This window comes from Peribacillus sp. P4_C12 (assembly GCF_056402095.1).
Window position 1 is genome coordinate 1 of the sequence record NZ_JBFUIB010000811.1, and the last position, 1,317, is coordinate 1,317.

Consider the following 1,317-nt stretch of genomic DNA (forward strand, 5'->3'; position numbering starts at 1 on the left):
GTGTTGATGAAAGGGAACACCATGAAAGAAGTGGAGCAGGAATGGAGCAAAGAAACCACGAAAAGAGCGGAAAAGATGATGAGAAAATTTCAGGAGCTAAAGATTGATCCGCTCGGAATCGGCGAAAAAGTCCGGAGCCATTTTCGGAACTTTGATAAAGAAGCATGGAAAGACCGCTACCCAACCGTTCCTGTTGAATTTTATATGAAGGTTCGTATTGTGAACACCGGCATCACCGAATAGAAAGTGACGTCAAAAAAGGGAGTGACTCAAAAAGGATAATTAAAAAATGCTTGAAAGCTTATACGATTATGCTTTTAAAAGTAAATTCCGTGTACCATTTATTGCATTGGAGTGATTTCAAAACTTATTTAGCCGAAGGTTCAAAGGATAAAGGACATCACGGATCGATTTCTTTAAAAAGGAAATTCAGGAGGAAGAAAAATGTCATTTTTATGGTCATTAATTATTGGCTGGTTAGCAGGTATGATTCGGACGCGATACTCCATTTGGTATTGTTCGGTAATATCATTGCTGGTTTCGTATGTGCTTGGTTAGGCTTATTTCTTTTTATTTCTATTAAAATCAGTGTTTGAAACATCTTTTTAATCAACCTTTTTTCCAAACCAACAACTGAGGCTATATTTTAGTTAATCCATTAAAGGGCGCACTTCTTAAAGTAAGAAGGTGTCTTCTTTTTTGTTTATTATTCAATAATAAAAGCAAGTGAATTTGCGAATAAAGGGAATTTTCACTTTAGCATAGTTATGGATGAATGATCCTTTGCAGAATATTTTAGTATTAATCTGCAAATATTTAAACAGGAACATATAAATAATCAATTACTGCGTCGTTTTTAGTCGGATAAAAATGGTAGTGTAAAAAGTTCTATGAAAACTAACTGAGTGTGTAGGGTCTTTTCTATTTATTGGGTGGAAAGGCCATGCAATCGTCCTTGACAAACACACTAATAATGGAGGTGTAATTATGGAAACAACAAGTTATAAAGGCACAAATAAAATGATTACAGGAATTGTATTTGGGGTCATCACATTTTGGCTCTTTGCCCAGTCTATGGTCAATGTTGTTCCGGCCGTTCAGAAAGACTTAGGCATTTCACTTGGCACATTAAACATAGCAATTAGTTTATCTGCCTTGTTCTCAGGTATGTTTATCGTTGCAGCTGGTGGCCTTGCAGATAAGATTGGACGTAAAAAAATTACGTATTCTGGGTTAATTTTAAGCATTATCGGTTCCTTGTTTATTGTTTTGACTCAAGGAGCAGCATTATTAATTATAGGGCGTATCTTCATAGGG

2 protein-coding genes are annotated in these 1,317 nt (G+C 35.6%); both read left to right on the plus strand.

All coding sequences use genetic code 11. The features are described 5' to 3' along the window. Positions 1-243, plus strand: a 243-nt coding sequence (locus AC1DUW_RS29210; protein ID WP_477644237.1) for a Ger(x)C family spore germination C-terminal domain-containing protein, incomplete at its 5' end; no start/stop codon positions are given. A gap of 744 nt (positions 244-987) precedes the next feature. Then, the coding region (locus AC1DUW_RS29215; RefSeq protein ID WP_477644238.1) for an MFS transporter at positions 988-1,317 on the plus strand (330 nt) is incomplete at its 3' end.